Source organism: Devosia sp. UYZn731, from assembly GCF_040546795.1.
In the GTDB taxonomy this organism is placed as follows: Bacteria; Pseudomonadota; Alphaproteobacteria; order Rhizobiales; family Devosiaceae; genus Devosia.
In genome coordinates, this window is the sequence record NZ_JBEPOL010000001.1 from 350,888 (window position 1) to 367,271 (window position 16,384).

Sequence of the window (16,384 nt, forward strand, 5' to 3'; positions counted from 1 at the left end):
CATGAGCCATCTTACGCTTAAGGCCGTGCGCAAATCCTACGGGAATGTCGAGGTCATCAAGGGCATCGACCTAGACATCAAGGCCAAGGAGTTCGTCGTTTTCGTCGGCCCTTCCGGCTGCGGCAAGTCCACCCTACTGCGCATGATCGCCGGGCTTGAACACATCAGCGCCGGCGATCTGGAGATCGGCGGCAAGCGGATGAACGATGTCGATCCGTCCAAACGCGGCATCGCCATGGTGTTCCAGTCCTATGCGCTTTATCCACATATGACGGTGCGCGAAAACATGGGCTTTGCCCTGCGCTTCGCTGGCGTTGCCAAAGACCAGATCGCCAAGCAGGTCGCCGAAGCCGCCCGCATCCTGGCGCTCGAACCGTTGCTGGACCGCGTGCCCAAGGAGCTTTCCGGCGGCCAGCGTCAGCGCGTCGCCATCGGCCGCGCCATCGTGCGCAATCCCGAAGTGTTCCTGTTCGATGAGCCGCTCAGCAATCTGGACGCCGAACTGCGCGTGCATATGCGCATCGAGATCGCGCGGCTGCACAAGGAACTGCAGACCACGATGATCTACGTGACGCACGACCAGGTCGAGGCCATGACGCTGGCCGACACCATCGTGGTGCTGCGCGATGGCCTCGTGGAACAGGTCGGCAAACCGCTCGAACTTTATGATGACCCCTCCAACCAGTTTGTTGCCGGCTTCATCGGCTCGCCCCGCATGAACTTCATGGCCGCCAAGGTTGTCGAGGCCGGCTCCGGCACGGTGACGATCGCGCTCTCCAAGCAGGGCAATGCCCGCATCACCCTGCCCCTGACCGCCTCCCCCGCCATCGGGTCCGACGTGACGCTGGGCGTCCGCCCCGAGCATTTCGGGCTGGCCGGCGCCGGCGACGCCGATCTGGCGGTCGATGTCGACGTGGCCGAGCATCTTGGCGCCACCAGCTATCTCTATGCCAATACCGGCACCGGCGAGCAGTTGATCATCGAACGCGAGGAACTGCGCAACGAGACTGGCAAGGAAAACCTCACCGTGTCGATCCGCGCCGCCAATTCATACCTGTTCGACAATGCGGGCCAGCGCCTGCGGTAAGTCGACCAACACTCCGGCGTCATTCCCGCTAAAGCGGGACCCCATTCTTCGGCCGGTGCCCACGAGAGTGGCTTCCCGCGTGCGGGGGAATGACGCCGACACATAAATTTCGGCTGGCGCTCTGCCGGACCGCAACGACATTTGAGTATAAAGAAGGACCATCACCATGACCGAAACCAAAAAAGTCCGCTGGGGCATTATCGGGCCAGGCTCGATCGCCAAGGCATTCCAGGGCGGCGTCGCCGGCTCCAAGCATGCCGAGCTGGTCGCCATCGCCACCCGCAACCCCGAAAAGCCGGGCCTTGCCACCGACTTCCCCGGCGCACGCATCCTCAAAGGCTATGACGCGCTGCTGGCCGACAAGGACGTCGATGCGATCTATATCGCGACGCCCCATCCCGGCCATGCCGAGTGGGCGATCAAGGCCGCGGAAGCCGGCAAGCATGTGCTGGTGGAAAAGCCGATGGCGCTCAGCGCCTTCGAAATCGACGCCATTTTCCATGCCCATCGCAAGGCCGGCACCTTTGCGGGCGAAGCCTTCATGTATCGCCTGCACCCCCAGGTGAAGAAGCTGGGCGAGCTGATCGCCTCCGGCGTCATCGGCGAAGTGCGGATGATCCAGTCCAGCTTCGGCTTCTCCATGGGCAAGTTCCAGCCCCAGCATCGCCTGTTCGCCAATGACCTGGCCGGAGGCGGCATTCTCGATGTCGGCGGCTATCCCGTCTCGATGTCGCGCTTCATCGCCGGCGCTGCCATGGGCAAACCTTTCGCCGATCCGATCAAGGTCTCTGGCACAGCCAAGCTCAATGCCGAAGGCACCGACGATTGGGCCGCCGCGGTCCTGACCTTCGAAAACGGCATAGTGGCGCAAGTCTCGTGCGCCGTGATGGCCAATCTCGACAATGTCCTGCGCATCCATGGTTCGGAAGGCCGCATTGAGGTTCCAGAATTCTGGTTTGCCGGCGGCAATCGCGATCAGGGCCTGGGCCGCATCGACGTCATCAAGGGCGGCAAGACCGAAACCATCAGCGTCAACGAAACCGGCCACGTCTATGCCTTCGAGGCCGATGGCGCGTCCGAAGCGATCTTGGCCGGCCGTCATGAATTTGCCGCGCCGGGCATGAGCTGGGCCGATAGCCTGGGCAATGCCCGCGTGCTCGACAAGTGGCGCGCCGATGCCGGCATCGAATTCAACATCGAAAAGCCGGCCAAGCGCATCAATACGCTCTCGAACCGCCCCCTCACCTCGGGCGGCACCGCCATCCCGAAGCGTTCGATCCCCGGCCTCACCAAGCAGGCCTCGGCGGTTGCCTTGGGCTTTGAAGATTTCAAGACTTTCTCTTCCGGCGCCATCCTGCTCGATGCATTCTGGGAAAAGGGCGGCAACCTTTTCGACACCGCTTTCGTCTATGGCAGCGGCTATACCGAAAAGCTGTTTGGCGATTGGCACAAGAGCCGCGGCACGCGCGATCAATCGGTGCTGATCGGCAAGGGGGCGCATAGCCCGCTGGTCTATCCCGACGTCATTGCCAAGCAGTTGACGCAGTCGCTCGATCGCCTCCAGACCGACTATGTCGATGTGTACTTCATGCACCGCGACAATCCGGATGTGCCAGTCGGCGAGTTCGTCGATGCCATGGATGCCGAGGTCAAAGCCGGCCGCATTCGCGGTCCGTTCGGTGGTTCCAACTGGACCATGGCGCGCATGGACGAGGCCATCGCCTATGCCGACAAGACCGGCAAGCAGCGCCCCGGCGCCCTCTCCAACAACTTCGCTCTGGCCGAAATGCTCGACCCGATCTGGTCCGGCTGCGTCACCTCCTCGACCCCGGAATGGAAAACCTGGCTCAACGACCGCCAGGTCACCAATTTCTCGTGGTCGAGCCAGGCCCGCGGCTTCTTTACCGACCGCGCCGGTCGCGACAAGACCGACAACGAGGAACTGGTCCGCGTCTGGTACAACGAGCAGAACTTCGGCCGCCGCGACCGCGCGATCGAACTGGCCAACAAGCTCGGCCATTCGCCCATCCACGTTGCTCTGGCCTATGTGCTTGCCCAGCCCTTCCCCAGCATCCCGCTGATCGGGCCGCGCACGCTGTATGAGCTCGACGACAGCATCAAGGCCTTCGACATCAAGCTGACGCCCGAAGACCTGAAGTGGCTGGAAAACGGCAAGTAGCTTCGGCTGTTCACCGGCATCGCGGCCCCATCCTCCCCAGGATGGTCGGCCTCGATCCGATCCCCCACCGCCTTCCCGCGGGCTTGACCCGCGGGCCTCTCGCCACCCCACCGAATTCCGCGCGACCGGACAGTGCCCCGCGAGTCAAGCCCGCGGGAAGACCGGTGGGAGCGCGGTGATGAAAGCCCCGATCAGATCGCCTCGCCAATCCACCCGCTCCATCGTCCCCTCCCCCTTGAGGGGAGGGCCAGGGTGGGGGGAACTCTCCTCCGAGTGGAGCCAGCCGAAACCAACGCCACTCCGCTCCATATGACCGGCCTCGATCTGGTCCCCCACCGCCCTTCCCGCGGGCTTGACCCGCGGGCCTCTCGCCACGCCACTGAATTCGGCGCGACCTGACAGTGCCCCGCGGGTCAAGCCCGCGGGAAGACCGAGTGCGGTGTGAGCATCCCCTTGCCCCCCGAATTACTGCCCCTCATCCCCCTTATCCCCACCCCCAAAACCCGGCGTATCCTCACCCCCGATATCCCCACAATGGCTGCGGGTTCGCGACGAACGGCCGTGGGGAGTTTGGTGGGAGGGGAATGCGGTCGCGCGATCCCTGGGCCAGCACGACGTTCGTCTCCTGAAACAATGGAGGCCACGTTCGGGCGGCCAGAAACCCCATCGCATGCGGCGGGACGCTGTCTCGCTTATCTACCAAAACCATGAGGCACGTCTCGCCGCATGCCGCAGTCTTCGAGCCGTCCCGGTAAATCGCTCCGGTAGAGCGATTTGAGGAGAGAAGGCCATGAGAGCTACGCTCGAATGGCAACCGCCCGGCAGCCCCGCGCGGCGCTTCGACGCGTCCAAAACGAGCAAATCATTTCCCGGCGTTCGCGAACTGCGCACGGTATCAACCGTGTGTCTTATTGCGCACACCAGTCGCACGCCCTATCTTCCAGCCTGCAGGCGAAACATCGTCGGCAAACGTTCTCAGGGCGGGGTGCGATTCCCCACTGGCGGTAACGGGGAGACCCGAAGCCCGCGAGCGCCCCACGAGTGGAAGCTGTTTGAAATTCGCTGTAGCGAGTCAAATGGCGGTGTTTTCGAGAACCGGAGCGGAGCGTACATCGGTACGTGAGCACCGGAAGCGCAGAAAACGCCGTCAGTTGGCCGGTACAGTAGAATTACAAATTGGTTCCAAGTGGGGGTCAGCAGATCCGGTGTGATTCCGGGGCCAACGGTATAGTCCGGATGATAGAGAACGGGTCTGGATCTGGCCTTGGGCGCTGTCGGGTAACCGTCACTGCACCGCCGCTTTGTCTTTTCCCGTAACCCTGAGGAAGCTGGTTACGGAAAGGACTATCATGAACCAGGTTTCCTCCTCCCCGAATGGCGCCGTGCTCGGCGCCGCCTTCGTCATCATCTCCAGCCTCGCCTTTGCAGGCACCAATATCCTGCAATCCGTGCTGCCAACCCCCACCGAATATGGCGGTTTCAGCATGGCATCGACCGGCATGGCCTTCTGGCAATACCTGATCGCCACTGTGTTCGCCCTGCCGCTGATCCTGCGCATCGGCATTGGCAAGCTGCGCACCAGGCATCCCGCGATCCACGAAATTCGCGCCTTCGTTTCCGCCCTCGGCGTCCACGTATTCGTCTATGGCTTCGCCTCGGGCGTCCCGGTCTGGCAGATGGTGACGTTGCTGGCCACCGGCCCGCTGTTCATCATTGCCGGCTCGACCCTGTTTCTGGGCGAGCGCGTCACCCTCACCCGCCTGATCGCCGCCTTCGTCGCCTTTGCCGGAGCCCTGATCGTCTCCGGCATCGGGTCCGAAGGGTTCTCGCTGACCACGCTGGTGCCCATCGCAGCCGCAGCTCTGTGGGCGACCACCGACGTTCTGACCAAGTATCTCTCCCGGGAGGAAAGCCCCGAGACGCTGACGATCTCGCTGCTGGTTCTGGTGACGCCCAATCACCTGTTGATCCTGCTGGTCGCAACCCTCGCGGCCTGGCTGGTGCCAAGCCTGGTTCCTCAGGGCCTCGCGACCGGTTTCCCATTCCAGCTCCCGAGCGGTCTGGGTCTTGGCCTCGTCGTCCTGCTCGGCTTCCTGACGGCCGCCGCACAATACCTGCTCAGCCTTGCCTACAAGGTGGCGGACGCCACCTATCTGCAGCCCTTCGGAGACCTTAAGGTGCCGCTGACCGCCCTGCTCGGCTGGGTGCTGCTCGGCCAGGTACCGACGCCGTGGTTCTGGCTCGGCGCCGCCCTGATCATCGCCGCCTCGGCCTACATCTTCCATCAGGAAGCGCAGAAGGATGGGGCCCGCCGGGCGACCCAGGCCGCCTAAAGACTGACCCAGCCCTTGTCATGGTGCGATTGCGCCATGGCATGGACCGTGCGTTCGATCCCGAGGCCCGCGTCAAAGTCGATGATGCGGGCCGGTTTTCCCTCGATGGCATTGAGCAGTTCATGGCATTCGATGATCTTGAGATCGTTGAAGCCCAGCCCATGGCCCGGCGCGGGAATGAACCGGTCATAGGGCGCGTGATGCGGCGCGCTGAGGATGGTCCGGAACCCCTGCTCCGTCGGCCGGTCGCTGACGGTGTAGAGTTGCAGCTCGTTCATCCGTTCCTGGTCGTAGACGATCGTGCCTTTGGAACCAAAAATCTGCAGCGCGATCCGCCCTTTTCGCCCCCAGGCCGAGCGATCCAGCGCCATGACACCAGATATCCCCGTCCCGATTTCAAAGAGTATGTTGGCAATATCGAATGTCTCCACCGCCCTGCGGCTCCCAGATTGAGTCGGGCGATCCGCGTAGGGTTTTGAAAGGTTAGCGAAAACCCGGGAAACCGGACCAAACAGTTTAAGCAGCAGGCTGAGGGGGTGAACGCCGAAATCGTCCAGCGCGCCATAGCCGGAACTGGCCTCGCTCTTCCAGTAGAACAGCGCCTCCGGGTCGGCCATGAAATCCTCATCCATCTCCAGCCGGACATGGTTGACCGTGCCGATAGCGCCTTCGGCCAATAGGGTTTCGATATGCCGGATCAGCGGGTTCTGGATGTAATTGTAGCCCAGCACCGCGACTTTGCCGGATGTCTTGGCCGCCGCCGCCATCCGCTCGGCATCGGCAAGTGCAACCGCCATCGGCTTCTCGCACCAGACGTGTTTTCCCGCTTCCAGCGCGGCAATCGCCATTTCGGCGTGGAAGGCATTGGGGGTGGTGACCGACACGACATCGACCGCGGGATCGGCGATCAGGTCGCGCCAATTGCCGGTCGCCTTGGCGCAACCGAACTCGGCCGCCTTCTTGTTCGCGATATCCCCGTTCACCTCGGCGAGGTGTACAAGACGCGGCGTGGGGCCCTCGCCGAACACCGCGTGCACGCCAGTCCACGCCAGCGCATGGCATTTTCCCATATAGCCGGTGCCGATCAGGCCGATACCCAAAGTCGAATTCATTCTATCCTCCCGCGGTTATGAAACACTTATGCCGCTTATTCCAAAAACGGAATATGCTTTCTGCTGGGCTCTTGATTGAATGGCTGGATTGGGGATTATGACAGTATTGCTCCCGTACGACAGGCCCGACATGACCGAAATCGTCGCTAAAGTGAGCCCACCACAGGATTTTGACGCGTTGCGCAGCGTCATCCTGGAGCGCAAGGGCGAGTTGCCAAAGCGGCTGACGCAGGTGGCCGCCTATGCGCTGGATCATCCCGACGAAATTGCCTTCGGCACCGCCGCCAGTATCGCCATCTCGGCCAATGTACAGCCCTCGACGCTGGTGCGGTTCGCCCAGCATTTCGGCTTCGAGGGCTTTTCCGGGCTGCAACTGCTGTTCCGCGCTCGCCTGCGCGAACGCACGTCATCCTATGAAGACCGGTTGCGGACGCTTGAGCAAAACGGCCAAGCGCTGGCAGAAAGCACCAACATCTTCAACGGCTTCACGGCGGCAGCGCACAGATCGATTGATACGTTGTCGGCGGCTGTCGATCCGGCGGCTTTCGAGCGGGCGGTGGATATCCTGGCTGCCGCCGAGACCATCTACCTGATCGCCAAGCGCCGTTCCTATCCCATCAGCAGCTATATGGCCTATGCGTTCGGCAAGCTGAAAGTGCGGTGCCAACTGGTCGGCACAGCCGCCGGGATCGATGACGATCTGCTCGCCATGGCCAGCCCGCGCGACGCCGCCTTTGCGGTCAGCTTTTCGCCTTACGCGTCGGAAAGCGCGGTGCAGGCTCGCAACATGGCGGCGCGCGGGATCGATGTGGTTTCGCTCACCGATTCGGCGTTCTCGCCGCTGGCGGAGTGTTCCAAGGAATGGTTCGAGGTTGTGGAGGCAGATCACGCCGGTTTCCGCTCGCTTTCGGCCAGCATGGCCTTCGCCATGGCGTTGACGGTGAGCATTGCCGAAAAACGGCGTCGCGGCACCTAAATGGAATGCCACATATTTATTTGGAATGTACATTCCATGTTGACGAATTTCCAGAACTGATGTTTCATAATGAGAGGCGCTGGAATCCAGCATGCTGGATTTCTGCGAGAGCGCCGGCGCCAATCGGGAGGACTTGAATGACGAACGCGCAGCCCAGCAACGGGACGAAATTGCTCGACGTCATCACCATCGGCCGTTCCTCGGTCGATCTCTACGGCCAGCAGATCGGTACCCGGCTGGAAGACATTGGCAGCTTCGCCAAATCCGTTGGTGGCTGCCCGGCCAATATTGCCATCGGTACGGCTCGGCTGGGTCTGAAGTCGGCGCTCATAACCCGCGTTGGCAATGAGCAGATGGGCCGCTTCATTCGCGAGCAGCTGGAACGGGAAGGCGTCAACACCGCCGGCATAGCCACCGACAAGGAGCGGCTGACGGCGTTGGTCCTGCTGTCCGTCGAAGCCGAAGGCGTTTCCCCGATGATCTTCTATCGCACCGATTGCGCCGACATGGCGCTGTCGGAGGCCGATATCGAGGAGGCGCACATCGCTTCGGCCAGGGCCATCGTGGTGACCGGCACGCATTTCTCGCGCCCCAATAGTGAGGCGGCACAGAAGAAGGCCATAAGCATCGCCAAGGCGCATGGCGGCAAGATCGTCTTCGATATCGACTACCGCCCCAATCTGTGGGGTCTGGGAGGCCACGAGGCAGGGTTTGAGCGCTATGTCGCGTCGGACCATGTGTCACAGAAATACAAGTCCGTGCTGCCCGATTGCGATCTCGTTGTCGGCACCGAGGAAGAGGTGCTGATCGCTTCGGGCGAGGCCAACCTGCTGGCGGCGCTCAAGACCATTCGTTCGCTGACCGCAGCGACCATCGTGCTCAAGCGCGGCGCCATGGGCTGCATCGTTTACGACGGCGCCATCCCCGACGATCTGGAAGACGGCATTGTCGGCGCGGGCTTCCCCATCGAGGTCTATAACGTGCTGGGAGCCGGCGACGCCTTCATGTCCGGTTTCCTACGCGGCTGGCTTAAGGGCGAGGACCTAAAGACCGCGGCCACTTGGGCCAATGCCTGCGGTGCTTTCGCGGTATCGCGCCTGATGTGTTCGCCGGAATATCCGAGCTGGACCGAACTTGAATCTTTCCTCGCCGAAGGCAGCCCAAAGCGCGCCCTGCGCAACGATGACAATCTCAACCACATCCATTGGGCCACCACCCGCCGCCGGCACTGGCCGACGCTGATGGCGTTGGCCATCGATCACCGCAGCCAGCTCGAAGACATGCCGGGCGCCAAGGAAGAGTCCATCGCAGCCTTCAAGGTGCTGGCTGTGGAGGCCGCCGCCCGCGTCGCCAATGGCCGGCCGGGTTTTGGCATGCTGCTCGATGACAAGCACGGCCGCAAAGCGCTGTTCGCCGCCGAAGCCAAGGGCTTCTGGCTGGCCCGGCCAGTCGAACTCCCCGGCTCGCGCCCGTTGCGCTTCGAATTCACCCAGGATCTCGGGGGGCGGCTGCTCGATTGGCCAGTCGAGCATTGCCTCAAAGTGCTGTGCTTCTTCCATCCCGACGATCCCGCTGCACTCAAGGCCGAGCAGATCGACAAGTTGCAAGCGGCCCACGATGCCGCGCGTAAAATCGGCCGCGATATCCTAATCGAGATCATCGCCAGCAAGCATGGTGAACTCAAATCCGACACCACGGCGCGCGCGCTGACCGAACTTTACGACGCCGGACTCAAGCCCGACTGGTGGAAGCTTGAGCCGCAGGCCGAGCGGGCAACGTGGTCGGCGATCGATGCCGTGATCGAAGCGCGCGACCCGTTCTGCCGGGGTGTGGTATTGCTGGGACTGGAAGCACCACAGGAAGTGTTGGAGGCGGGGTTCGCTGCGGCGCGGTCGTCGCGAACGGTCAGAGGCTTTGCCGTTGGCCGCACGATTTTTGCCGAGGCAGCCAGGAAGTGGCTGGTTGGCACGATCAGCGACGAAGAGGCGGTTGCGGATATGGCGGCGCGGTTCGGCGCGCTGGTGCGGATTTGGGAGCGGCTGGGGGAAGAGCAGGCGGCTTAGCCTGCTGACAGGAGCCCCCTCACCGGCCTCCGCTGCGCTCGGCCACCCTCTCCCCGACGGGGAGAGGAATCTTGAGAGGCGCAGCGGACTTCTATTCTTCTCCCCGTCGGGGAGAAGGTGGCCCGCAGGGCCGGATGAGGGTGCATGCAGGTACCCCACACGACATTGAGGAAAAGCGGCAATGAGCCAGAACACAGTTCGACTAACGATGGCGCAGGCCGTAGCGCGCTTTCTGACCATGCAGAAAACCGTGATCGACGGCGAGACCGTGCCGATCTTCGGCGGCGTGTTCGCGATCTTCGGACACGGCAATGTGGCCGGCGTCGGCGAAGCGCTTTATGGCATCAAGGACACTTTGCCCACCTATCGCGCCCAGAACGAGCAGGGCATGGCCCACGCCGCAATAGCCTTCGCCAAGGCCAGTTTCCGTCGCCGTTTCATGGCTTGCACGACCTCGATCGGGCCGGGCGCGCTGAACATGGTGACGGCGGCGGCGCTGGCGCATGTGAACCGCATCCCGGTGCTGCTGCTGCCGGGTGACGTCTTTGCCAATAGGCTGCCCGACCCGGTGCTGCAGCAGATGGAAGATTTTGGCGACGGCACGGCCACGGTCAATGACTGCTTCAAGCCGGTCAGCCGGTATTTCGATCGCATCACGCGGCCTGAGCAGATCATCCCGGCCTTGCGCCGCGCCATGCAGGTGCTAACCGATCCGGCGGAATGCGGGCCGGTGACGTTGTCGCTGTGCCAGGATGTGCAGGCGGAAGCCTATGATTATCCGACAAGCTTTTTCGTCGAGAAGGTTTGGGGCGTTCGTCGCATCATGCCGGACGCCGATGAATTCGCCACGGCCGCTACCGCGTTGCTGCATGCCAAGAAGCCGGTGATCATTGCCGGTGGCGGGGTGCTATATTCGGAGGCCTCCGCGGCGCTGCGAAATTTTGCTGAGCGCTATGGCGTGCCCGTGCTGGAGACACAGGCGGGCAAATCGAGCCTGCCGCATGATCATCCGCTGAATATGGGCTCGGTCGGCGTGACCGGAACTTCGGCATCGAACGATCTGGCCGAGCAGGCAGATGTGGTTCTCGCCATCGGCACGCGGCTGCAGGATTTCACCACGGGCTCGTGGGCGTTGTTCAAGAATGACGATCTCAAGATCGTTGGCCTCAATGTGCAGCCCTTCGATGCGCAGAAGCATCGCGCCCTGCCCCTGGTCGGCGACGCGCGTGCGGGCCTGGAAGCGCTCAACTCGGCGCTGACGGGCTGGCAGGCCGATCCGGCCTGGACTGATACGGCCAGGGCCGGCAAGGACAAGTGGCTCATTGCCGCCGACCGGGCGACCGCCACCACCAATGCCGAACTGCCCTCCGACGCGCAGGTCATCGGAGCGGTGCAGCGGGCGCGGGAGAATGCGACGCTGGTTTGCGCGGCCGGCGGCCTGCCGGGGGAATTGCACAAGCTGTGGAAGGCCCATGGGCCCGGCAGCTACCACATGGAATATGGTTTTTCGACCATGGGGTACGAGATTGCCGGCGGGCTCGGCGTCAAGCTCGCACGCCCCGAAGACGACGTCGTCGTCATGGTGGGCGATGGCAGCTACATGATGTTGAACTCGGAAATCGCCTCCTCCATCATGTTGGGGGCCAAGCTGACGATCGTGGTGCTCGACAATGCGGGCTATGGCTGCATCAACCGGCTGCAAATGGCCACAGGTGGGGCCAACTTCAACAATCTGTTGAAGGACACCCACCATGTCACTCTGCCGGGAATCGATTTTGCGGCGCATGCCGCGTCCATGGGCGCGGTGTCGCGCAAGGTCGGCTCGATTGGCGAGTTGGAAACAGCGTTACAGGAAACCGAGGGGACGGACCGGACGACGGTCATCGTCATCGATACCGATCCGCTGATTACCACCGATGAGGGTGGGCATTGGTGGGATGTGGCGGTGCCGGAGGTGAGTGAGCGCCCGCAGGTGAACGCGGCGCGGGAGGCTTATATGACGGCGCTGAAGGCGCAGCGGGTGGGGTAATATCGCTCGAATCTTGAGCCCCTCCCCCTTGAGGGGAGGGGTTGGGGTGGGGGTGTCGAGGGCCCAGCAAGCAAGCGTCGAACTTGTGCAAACTACGACACCCCCACCCTTGATCCCTCCCCTCAAGGGGGAGGGAGACGACTGAAAACGCTGCGAACCAAGCGCTGCAATATGACTCGGAGCATAAATTGAAAGCCAAACTCGGCATGTCGCCCATCGCGTGGTGGAACGACGATCTGGTGGAACTGAGCGATAACGTGTCGCTGGAAGAATGCCTGCGGCAGTCGAGGTCGGCGGGGTTCACCGGCATGGAGAAGGGGCGGCGGTTTCCCGAGGATCCCGAGGTCATGCTGCCCATCCTGCGGGCAGCCGATGTGACCCTTTGCGGCGGCTGGTTTTCCGGCACGCTGGTCGATGAAGACCTGGCATCGAACAAGACGCGTATTGCGCCGATGATCGACCTGTTCAAGGCCGTAGATGCGCCCTGCATCGTCTATGGCGAAGTCGGCCGTTCGGTCCAGGGAGATCGCTCCAAGCCACTGGCCACCAAGCCCAAGCTGAGCGACGACGAAATGAAGGCCTATGCCTACAAGGTCACCGAATTTGGCGAATGGTGCGCGGCGCAAGGCATGCCGCTGAGCTATCACCACCATATGGCGGCGGTGGTCGAGACCGAGCCGGAACTCGATGCTTTCATGAAGTATTCGGGCGCGGGCATTCCGCTGCTGCTCGATGCGGGCCACCTGGCGTTTGCCGGCGGCGACGTGTTGCGGGCCATCGACAATCATCACCAGCGCATCAGCCACGTGCATGTCAAAGACGTGCGCCTGGATGTGATCGACGGGCTGGACCGCACCAAGCAGTCGTTCCTCGATGCGGTGGCGCTAGGCGCATTCACCGTGCCGGGCGATGGGTCGCTGGATTTCGGCGCCATCGTGCAGAAATTCGCCGATTATGGCTATGAAGGGTGGTTCGTGGTCGAGGCAGAGCAGGACCCGGTCGCAAATCCGCCGCTGCGCATGGCGCAGGTCGGCCACGCCGAACTTATGCGCGTGATGACCGCGGCGGGATATACTGTGGAGACGCAGGGCTTCCCGAAGGGGTGAATTTTAGCGTTCCGATGTGCTAGAGCATTGCCCAATGGTTCTGGAGAATGGCCGTGCTGCTGAAGCCTAATGACGTAAGCTGGTTTCGCCCCGTATGGCGGCGCTACGCCGTAACCGCGTTTCTGGCGGTGTGGTGCGCCTGGGAATGGATCTGGAACCGGGAGCCGTTCTGGGGCGTGCTGGTCGGCGCGGCGCTGCTGTTCTCGATCTACAGCTTCTTTATAACCTTTCCCAAGGAAGAGCCGAACGATGGCAACGACACCCAACCTCCGAGTCCGCCCCAAGGGTAAGACCGGCAAGGTCCACTCGATAACGCCGAACAGCGCGCGCTGGACCTATGTCGGCTTTGCGCTGCACAAGCTTGGCGCAGGCGAGGCCGTGGGCGCGGAAACGGGCAGCGACGAAGTGTGCCTGGTATTGGTCAGCGGCAAGGCCAGGATTTCGGTCGACGGCAAGGATTTGGGTGAACTCGGGGAGCGCATGACGCCATTCGAGGGTGAACCCTATGCGGTCTATGTGCCGGCCGGGAGCAACTGGGCGGCGGCAGCGACCACCGCGCTGGAGCTTGCGGTGTGTTCGGCGCCAGGACAGCGCGGGACCTACCCGGCGCGGATCATTCCGCCGGGCACCAACCCGCAGATCGTGCGCGGCAAGGGCGCCAATGTGCGCCATGTCACCAATATTCTGCCCGAGACCGATCCGGCCCATTCGCTGTTGGTGGTCGAGGTGATCACGCCGGGCGGCAACACCTCGTCCTATCCGCCGCACAAGCACGATACCGACAACCTGCCGGAAGAGAGCTTCCTGGAGGAGACGTATTTTCACCGGCTCAATCCTCCGCAGGGCTTTGCCATGCAGCGGGTCTATACCGATGACCGAAGCCTCGACGAAGCGCTGGTGATCGAGGACGGCGACGTGACACTGGTGCCCAAGGGGTATCACCCGGTGGCGACGACGGCGGGGTATGATCTGTATTATCTCAACGTCATGGCCGGGCCGGTGCGGACATGGAAGTTCCACAACGCGGCCGAGCATGAGTGGCTGTTGAAGTAGGTCAGCCCCTACTCAAGCTCTCCCCACCCACCGTCCTTCCCGCGGACTTGATCCGCGGGCCTTTTCACGCTTGCGCCGTGTGACAGTGGCCCCCGGATCAAGTCCGGGGGAAGGAGGTGGTGGGTGAGATGCGCTATGAGCCGAGCCTCAGCGGCCCTGGAAGATCGACTTATCCGCCAGCACGCCAGTGACTTCGCTGACCTTCACTGCGCGTTTTTCGGCGACCGATTTCAGCGCCGCATCGGCCAAAGCCAATGCGATCAGGCCGTCCAACCCGCTGGGGCTGGCGACAGATTTTGATTCAACCGCGTCGATGAAGGTGCTGATTTCATTGGCATAAGCCTCGGTGTAGCGGGTCATGAAGAAGTCGTGCAGGGGCGGACGGGTGTAGCCCGAGGCGTTGGCGACCTCGATGGAAACCGGGCGCTGGTTTTCGGCGGAAACGGCGCCCTTGGAGCCGTGCACTTCGATGCGCTGGTCGTAGCCGTAGGTGGCGCGGCGCGAGTTGGAGATGGTGGCGTGCTTGCCAGTAGCCGTGGTGAGAATGACGCTAACGCTGTCATAATCGCCGGCAGCGCCGATAGCTTTGTCGACCAGGTTGGAGGCATAGGCGGTGACACTGTCGATCTCTTCGCCGAGCAGGAAGCGGGCCATGTCGAAATCGTGGATGGTCATGTCGCGGAAAATGCCGCCGGAGCGCTTGATGTAGTCGACCGGGGGGGCGCCGGGGTCGCGCGAGGTGATCTGGACCATTTCGACGGTGCCGATTTCGCCTTTGTCGATGACGGCTTTGACGGCCATGAAATGGGGATCGAAGCGGCGGTTGAAACCGACCATGAGCGTGCCGCCGGCGGCGTCCACGACCTTGAGGCAGGTTTTGACGCGCTCGACGTCGAGATCGATCGGCTTTTCGCAGAAGATGGCCTTGCCGGCCTTGGTGAACTGCTCGATCAGGTCGGCATGGGTATCGGTAGGGGTGCAGATGACGACGGCGTCGATATCGGTCGCAGTCATGATCTGGTTGATGGTGCGGATTTCGCAGCCATATTGCGTCGACAGGTCGCTGGCGGCCTTTTCCATGGCATCGGCAACGGCGACGAGGCGCGCGTTGGGATTGGCCGAGATGGCCTTGGCGTGGACTTTGCCAATGCGGCCGGCGCCGAGAAGGCCGAAGCGAACAGTCATGGGAAGACTCCGAAAGTGAGCGCGAGTGCGCCGAGGGTTATACAGACTCGATGTCATACCGGCGAAGGCCGGTATCCATCCTGTGGTATTTGCAGGTTTGCACCGGGTTGATCCATCTCAGGATGGGCCCCGGCCTGCGCCGGGGTGACACCATGATTGCGGAAACTCCAAGGCCGACTAAACCTTCTTGCGTTTACGCTGGCGGTATTGGTCGGCGACAACGGCGGCGACGATGATCATGCCCTTGATGATCTCCTGATAATAGGCGTCGACGCGCAGGAACGTGAAGCCCGACGTCATGGTGCCCAGGATAATGGTACCGATGACGGTGCCGGTGATGCGCCCCTGCCCGCCCGCCAGCGAGGTGCCACCGATGACGGCCGCAGCGATGGCGTCGAGTTCGTACATCACGCCCATGCCTGCCTGTGCGGTCTGGGCGCGGGCGGCGGTGACAAGACCCGCCAGGCCCGCCAACATGCCGGCAATGGCATAGACCTTGACCAGATGCCGCTCGATATTGATGCCGGAGACGCGGGCGGCCTGCGGATTTGCGCCGATGGCATAGGTGAACTTGCCGTAGCGGGTATAGCGCAGGCCGATGTGGAAAATCAGGGCGACGCCGAGGAAGATGATGACCGGCCAGATGCCTGAGCCGATGAAGTTGAACTCGGGCGTGAGGCCGGAAACCGGCTGGCCCTTGGTGTACCATTTGGCGACGCCGCGGGCCGACACCATCATGCCCAGGGTGGCGATGAAGGGTGGAATTTTGGTGTAGGAAATCAGCGACCCGTTGACCACCCCGGCGAGGCTGCCGATGGCGAAGCCGATGACCAGCGGGATGATGACCGGCAGACCAACCAGCGCCGGATAGACCGGGCGCGCCCAATCGGCGGACTGGGCGAAGCTGGCGGCGATCATCGCGGTCATGCCGACGACAGAGCCGGAACTGAGGTCGATGCCGCCGGTGATGATGACCTGGGTGACGCCGACGGCGATGATGCCGACGACCGAAACCTGCAGGATCATGATGGTCAGGCGCTGCTGGTTCATCAGGAACGACTGCTTGATGAAAATCCAGCCAAGGATTTCAAACACCAGCGCAATGCCGATGAACACCAGCAGGATGGAAAGCTCGGTGGGGAGTTTTCGCGATCGGGTGCGCGGGGTTGCGAGGCTGTCGGAGGTGGTGGTCATGATTGGGTCCTCGCTGGTTGGCGCAGGCACGATAATTTCGAAAGGGCAGACACCCTCATCCGGCCCT

12 protein-coding genes are annotated in these 16,384 nt (G+C 62.6%); 9 read left to right on the top strand and 3 right to left on the bottom strand.

All coding sequences use genetic code 11. The annotated features are described in order from the left end of the window. Position 1 precedes the first annotated feature (1 nt). The 3 genes from ABIB57_RS01610 (at position 2) to ABIB57_RS01620 (ending at position 5,599) form a co-directional block, all read left to right on the top strand. Positions 2-1,087, top strand: a complete 1,086-nt coding sequence (locus tag ABIB57_RS01610; protein WP_354038100.1) for an ABC transporter ATP-binding protein — start codon at positions 2-4, stop codon at positions 1,085-1,087. Positions 1,088-1,253: 166 nt separating this feature from the next. Then, positions 1,254-3,266: an aldo/keto reductase gene (locus tag ABIB57_RS01615; RefSeq protein WP_354038101.1), complete on the top strand. Its 2,013-nt coding sequence runs from the start codon at positions 1,254-1,256 to the stop codon at positions 3,264-3,266. 1,349 nt (positions 3,267-4,615) lie between these two features. After that, the gene (locus ABIB57_RS01620; RefSeq protein ID WP_354038102.1) at positions 4,616-5,599 is read left to right on the top strand and encodes a DMT family transporter; all 984 of its coding nucleotides are present in this window, start codon (positions 4,616-4,618) and stop codon (positions 5,597-5,599) included. On the opposite strand, the gene ABIB57_RS01625 is transcribed toward ABIB57_RS01620, so the two are convergent. Then, positions 5,596-6,711, bottom strand: a complete 1,116-nt coding sequence (locus tag ABIB57_RS01625; RefSeq protein WP_354038103.1) for a Gfo/Idh/MocA family protein — start codon at positions 6,709-6,711, stop codon at positions 5,596-5,598. The genes ABIB57_RS01620 and ABIB57_RS01625 overlap by 4 nt on opposite strands. 130 nt (positions 6,712-6,841) lie before the next feature. Between ABIB57_RS01625 and ABIB57_RS01630 the strand changes: the two genes are divergently transcribed. The 6 genes from ABIB57_RS01630 to iolB all read left to right on the top strand — a co-directional run bounded on the left by ABIB57_RS01630 (position 6,842) and on the right by iolB (position 13,938). After that, positions 6,842-7,687, top strand: a complete 846-nt coding sequence (locus ABIB57_RS01630; protein WP_354038741.1) for a MurR/RpiR family transcriptional regulator — start codon at positions 6,842-6,844, stop codon at positions 7,685-7,687. A gap of 137 nt (positions 7,688-7,824) precedes the next feature. Continuing rightward, the gene (locus ABIB57_RS01635; protein ID WP_354038104.1) at positions 7,825-9,750 is read left to right on the top strand and encodes a bifunctional 5-dehydro-2-deoxygluconokinase/5-dehydro-2-deoxyphosphogluconate aldolase; all 1,926 of its coding nucleotides are present in this window, start codon (positions 7,825-7,827) and stop codon (positions 9,748-9,750) included. 181 nt (positions 9,751-9,931) lie between these two features. Beyond that, positions 9,932-11,779, top strand: coding sequence for a 3D-(3,5/4)-trihydroxycyclohexane-1,2-dione acylhydrolase (decyclizing) (gene iolD / locus ABIB57_RS01640; protein WP_354038105.1), 1,848 nt, complete (start codon positions 9,932-9,934; stop codon positions 11,777-11,779). Between the two features lie 188 nt (positions 11,780-11,967). Further along, the gene (gene iolE, locus ABIB57_RS01645; protein WP_354038106.1) at positions 11,968-12,885 is read left to right on the top strand and encodes a myo-inosose-2 dehydratase; all 918 of its coding nucleotides are present in this window, start codon (positions 11,968-11,970) and stop codon (positions 12,883-12,885) included. 53 nt (positions 12,886-12,938) lie between these two features. Next, the gene (locus tag ABIB57_RS01650) at positions 12,939-13,175 is read left to right on the top strand and encodes a hypothetical protein (RefSeq protein ID WP_354038107.1); all 237 of its coding nucleotides are present in this window, start codon (positions 12,939-12,941) and stop codon (positions 13,173-13,175) included. Further along, positions 13,135-13,938, top strand: a complete 804-nt coding sequence (gene iolB, locus ABIB57_RS01655) for a 5-deoxy-glucuronate isomerase (RefSeq protein WP_354038108.1) — start codon at positions 13,135-13,137, stop codon at positions 13,936-13,938. Before ABIB57_RS01650 ends, iolB begins: the two co-directional genes overlap by 41 nt. Positions 13,939-14,085: 147 nt before the next feature. Here iolB and iolG read toward each other — a convergent pair whose 3' ends face one another. Beyond that, positions 14,086-15,123: an inositol 2-dehydrogenase gene (iolG, locus tag ABIB57_RS01660; RefSeq protein WP_354038109.1), complete on the bottom strand. Its 1,038-nt coding sequence runs from the start codon at positions 15,121-15,123 to the stop codon at positions 14,086-14,088. 177 nt (positions 15,124-15,300) lie between these two features. Next, the gene (locus ABIB57_RS01665; protein ID WP_354038110.1) at positions 15,301-16,317 is read right to left on the bottom strand and encodes an ABC transporter permease; all 1,017 of its coding nucleotides are present in this window, start codon (positions 16,315-16,317) and stop codon (positions 15,301-15,303) included. Positions 16,318-16,384 lie beyond the last annotated feature (67 nt).

Coding starts and splice junctions, on each gene's coding strand:
- ABIB57_RS01615 (WP_354038101.1), top strand. CDS start 1,254: ATGACCGAAACCAAAAAAGTCCGCTGGGGCATTATCGGGCCAGGCTCG.
- ABIB57_RS01665 (WP_354038110.1), bottom strand. CDS start 16,317: ATGACCACCACCTCCGACAGCCTCGCAACCCCGCGCACCCGATCGCGA.
- ABIB57_RS01630 (WP_354038741.1), top strand. CDS start 6,842: ATGACCGAAATCGTCGCTAAAGTGAGCCCACCACAGGATTTTGACGCG.
- iolD (WP_354038105.1), top strand. CDS start 9,932: ATGAGCCAGAACACAGTTCGACTAACGATGGCGCAGGCCGTAGCGCGC.
- ABIB57_RS01635 (WP_354038104.1), top strand. CDS start 7,825: ATGACGAACGCGCAGCCCAGCAACGGGACGAAATTGCTCGACGTCATC.
- ABIB57_RS01625 (WP_354038103.1), bottom strand. CDS start 6,711: ATGAATTCGACTTTGGGTATCGGCCTGATCGGCACCGGCTATATGGGA.
- ABIB57_RS01610 (WP_354038100.1), top strand. CDS start 2: ATGAGCCATCTTACGCTTAAGGCCGTGCGCAAATCCTACGGGAATGTC.
- ABIB57_RS01620 (WP_354038102.1), top strand. CDS start 4,616: ATGAACCAGGTTTCCTCCTCCCCGAATGGCGCCGTGCTCGGCGCCGCC.
- iolG (WP_354038109.1), bottom strand. CDS start 15,123: ATGACTGTTCGCTTCGGCCTTCTCGGCGCCGGCCGCATTGGCAAAGTC.
- iolB (WP_354038108.1), top strand. CDS start 13,135: ATGGCAACGACACCCAACCTCCGAGTCCGCCCCAAGGGTAAGACCGGC.